Below are 3,589 nucleotides of genomic sequence, written 5' to 3'. Positions count from 1 at the left end.
CCCTGGCCGGGCGCGGCGGCCGACCTGCGCCGCTACCTGGAGCGGGTGGCCGGCGGCGTCCGCGCGGTCCAGGCCGCCCACGGCACCATCCAGCAGGCCACCGAAACGGTCGCCTCCGACGAGGCGCCGCGCTGGCGGCTGTTCGACGCCTACAACCCGCGCAACGTGACGGCGGCCTTCGCCGAACTGGAATGGGCCGAACTGGAATAGGAATGAGACGGGAGGAAGCCATGACGACACCGCACCGGACCATCAGCGCCCTGGCGGGCACCACGCTGGCGGGAGCGGCGTGGTTGTGCCTGAGCGCCGGAACCGCCCTGGCGGCCTCTCCCCAGGACGAACGCTGGGACATGCTGCGCGACATGTATTTCGCAGGCCGCACGGTCGAGGACGCCGGGCCGCTCCTCAGCCTGGAGGCGCCGAAGCGCGCCAACGACGCGGCGGTCGTGCCCATCCGGATCGTGACGGCCCCCGGAAGCGGCGTCCAGGTGACCGCGGTCCACCTCATCGTCGATGAAAATCCGGTGCCGCTGGCCGCAACCTTCCGGTTCGCCCGGGGCGACGGCCCGCAGGCCATCGACACCCGCGTGCGGGTCAACGCCTACACGAACATCACCGCCGTCGCCGAGACCGGGGACGGGCGGCTGCTCCGCACCGCGCAGTTCGTCAAGGCGTCCGGGGGCTGCTCCGCGCCGGCCCTGAAGAACGCGCAGCTCGCCGTCGCCCGCATGGGCAAGATGAAACTGAACCTGCCCGACAGCATCGTCGCGGGAAAACCGGTGATCGCGCAACTGCTGATCAGCCATCCCAACTACACCGGCATGCAGTACGACCAGCTCAATTACTACTTCATCCCGGCCCACTACGTGAAGACCGTCGCCATCCGCTACAACGGGATGCCGGTGCTCGACGTGCAGTCCGACATCTCGCTGAGTGAGGACCCCAGCATCCATTTCTCCCTGGTGCCGGACGAACAGGGCACGCTGGAGGTCACCGCCGAGGATTCGAACGGGCGCGTTTTCAAGGAAAGCTGGCCGATCCGCGCCAACCCCGGTTCGTAAGCGGAAGGGTGCGGCACGGACGGACCGGTCAGAAGCACTTCAGGTCGGCAGCGACCTGAACCTGCCGGAATTCGTTCAGCAGATCCTTGATCCATCCCACGTCGCGCATCAGCGAGGCGCGCTCGCCGGGAGCGTCCTGCATGCTCCGCGCGGTCTCCATCGCCACGTAACTGTCGTACGGGAAATGCGCGGCGATCTCATCGATGCTGCACGAGCATTTGCGCACGACATCCGGCCCCTGGCCGTTGGAAACCATGCAGCCGAGAACGTAATCGACGCGGGCGTAGGTGGGATAGCCTTCCTCGGCCCGCGCCGTGCCGAAGCCGGCGAGCAGCGCGAGCAGCGCAACCGGAGCAACTGTCCTCGTCATGGGATCGGGTCCAAGCCGTTCTGCCCAAGAGCGCGTCCTCCCAGGAAGACGCGCCGTCATGTTGCGGCGATCCTGCGATCCGCCTCAAGCACGCATTCGGAGACGAACTGAGAAAAGACTCTTAGAATACAAAGCAAGAAGAGTAATTTTAATTCGGTTTCACAACAAAATCTCCCTACGCATTTTCCATTCCGCTATCCATAAGTAGGATGGCCGCGCCATCACCGGGCCGGTAGGCTTCCTCAAGAGGACCGAAACCGCAGATGGTCCTTTTCACCCGTTGGAGATCTGAGGGAGCGCATCATGAAGACCTGGCGCAAACCGAAAATCCATGTGATCGCCGTCGGCACCGAGATCAACGCCTACGCCTGCGCCCAGTTGTAGCGGCAAGGCACCGTTGCACGTCCGCGACCGACTCCCCGGCGGCAGCGGGTCACCCCGGCCCCGCCGCCGCCGGACGTTTTTGTTTCCCGGGTTCACCTGAACGCGGTCCCGGAGGCGCCTCGGCGCGCCTTCCTAGCCGGCGGGACGCAATGGCTCGAACCGGGCGAACCACTGGCCGGCGCCGTCCGGCGCCGTGGCGTCGTAATGGAGCGACGACAGGCGCAAACGTCCGGCGCCCTCCAACCGGGGCCCCGCCGTCATGGTGTGGAAGTCCTCGCCGCCCATGAGGCGGTGTGCGATGGTCAGGTAGAGCCGCGACAGCGCCCCGTCCCGCAGCATGGTGGACAGCATGCGGGGACCGGTCAGCAGATACACGCTGCGAAAGCCGAGCCCGCCGAGTTCCCGGACCAAAGGCGCCCCCTCCACCGACGCGCCGTCTCCAGCGACGATGACCGGATAACCCTGCGCCCGCAACGCTTCCACCCGATCCTGCGGCGCCTGCCGGCCCGTCGCGATCAGGACGCGCCGGGCCTGCCGGACGACGGATTCCGGCATCGGAAAGTCGAGGCTCGCGCTGGCGATCACCACCGCGGGCTGGGCGGGCAGGCCCTTCTCCTCCCTCCAGCGCAGGAGGTCGCGGCCCACGCCATGGGTCCCGATCTGCAGGACATCGTCCAGCCGGCCAGCCGCAAGGTCGCGCAGATATCCGCCGTGCGTGACGAGGCAATCGGCCTGGGCCTGCAATTCCAGGAACAGGCGGAAGTCGTTCTCGTTGATGATCTCGACCGGAAGGCGGCTGAATCCGGTGGATGGGTCCCGCGACGCGATGCGCCCATCCAGGCTGCCCACGAAGCTTGCGTATACGAAAGGCGCGGCGGAACTGCCGAGGGTGTGCACGGCATCGGCCAGATACAGCCCTGCCAGCGCAACCTCTTCCGGCGGTCCGGGGAAAAGCCTCAGCACGCTTGCAGCCATGTCCAACGATAGCATGGGCACGCTGGCCGCAGTTCGCACAATCGCGCGAACCGGCTCGGTTCTTGTGGATACATGCTGGCAGAGTGATCGCATTCGACATTCCCTGCCCCGCCACGCTCAGTTACGCCGGCAGCCTCGCCTATCTCGAAGCGACGGCCCTTTTCGTCTTCGTGAAAATCGGGCTCCCCCACCCCGGCACCGCCCCAACCCCGGCGTCGTGGAGCGCGGCGGCAGCGGAATCATGGTCCATGAGCCCGACGGCTTCTCCTACCGGACAAAGGAACGGCAGTTAACTTGATCACACCGCGCATAGAGGATTCCGGTAGCGGATCGGTCGTGCGCAAGCACGGCGCAACGCCGAACGTTCGCGCCGTACGATAGTTTTCCTATTCGATTCTCATTTTTGCTTTTTCTTAATTTGTATTTTCATATAATGCATGGAAACACCTTCAAAAACTGCGTTCAACTTGGACCCCTGCCCCATGTCGATGCATCAAGCGTTCGTCCTAGCTGCTGAGTTCACTAATTTAGGGCGGGTGGAAGAGGCAGAACGCATTTACCGCAACATACTTTACGTTCATCGTGACCATTTTGACTGTCTGATGGCGCTTGGCGCGCTGCGACGGCGGGTGGGTGACTTGGAAGCTGCGGGCAATTTCCTGGTCAATGCCATCGCGGTGCGTCCGGATATTTTCGAGTGTCACGCCAGTTTGGCTCAGATTCGGAAAGGGCAAGGCCGATTCGACGACGCCATCGCCGCCTACGGCGCCGCGATCACGCTTCGGCCGCTGAACGCTCA

The 3,589-nt window shown here is 64.9% G+C and carries 3 protein-coding genes and 2 pseudogenes; 3 read left to right on the top strand and 2 right to left on the bottom strand.

Features of this window, described 5'->3' with window-relative positions; genetic code table 11:
• Nucleotides 1–210, top strand: a pseudogene (locus QSG27_RS28125) (quinoprotein relay system zinc metallohydrolase 2); the annotation flags it as partial.
• 20 nt (nt 211–230) lie between these two features.
• Nucleotides 231–1,061: a quinoprotein dehydrogenase-associated SoxYZ-like carrier gene (locus QSG27_RS28120; RefSeq protein ID WP_306712056.1), complete on the top strand. Its 831-nt coding sequence runs from the start codon at nt 231–233 to the stop codon at nt 1,059–1,061.
• A 28-nt stretch (nt 1,062–1,089) separates the two neighbouring features.
• Here the strand turns inward: QSG27_RS28120 and QSG27_RS28115 are convergent, their stop codons facing one another.
• The gene (locus QSG27_RS28115) at nt 1,090–1,431 is read right to left on the bottom strand and encodes a hypothetical protein (RefSeq protein WP_306712054.1); all 342 of its coding nucleotides are present in this window, start codon (nt 1,429–1,431) and stop codon (nt 1,090–1,092) included.
• 516 nt (nt 1,432–1,947) lie between these two features.
• Complete coding sequence (locus QSG27_RS28110; RefSeq protein ID WP_306712052.1) at nt 1,948–2,778, bottom strand: RibD family protein; 831 nt, start codon at nt 2,776–2,778, stop codon at nt 1,948–1,950.
• A gap of 494 nt (nt 2,779–3,272) precedes the next feature.
• On the opposite strand from QSG27_RS28110, the pseudogene QSG27_RS28105 reads away from it, so the two are divergent.
• Nucleotides 3,273–3,589, top strand: a pseudogene (locus tag QSG27_RS28105) (tetratricopeptide repeat protein); the annotation flags it as partial.

It is taken from the genome of Azospirillum isscasi (assembly GCF_030849505.1).
In the GTDB taxonomy this organism is placed as follows: domain Bacteria; phylum Pseudomonadota; class Alphaproteobacteria; order Azospirillales; family Azospirillaceae; genus Azospirillum; species Azospirillum isscasi.
This window is presented reverse-complemented; position numbering and strand designations above follow the sequence as displayed.

What these genes read in the sequence shown, in the direction of transcription:
- QSG27_RS28120 (WP_306712056.1), top strand. Translation starts at nt 231, where the DNA reads ATGACGACACCGCACCGGACCATCAGCGCCCTGGCGGGCACCACGCTG.
- QSG27_RS28115 (WP_306712054.1), bottom strand. Translation starts at nt 1,431, where the DNA reads ATGACGAGGACAGTTGCTCCGGTTGCGCTGCTCGCGCTGCTCGCCGGC.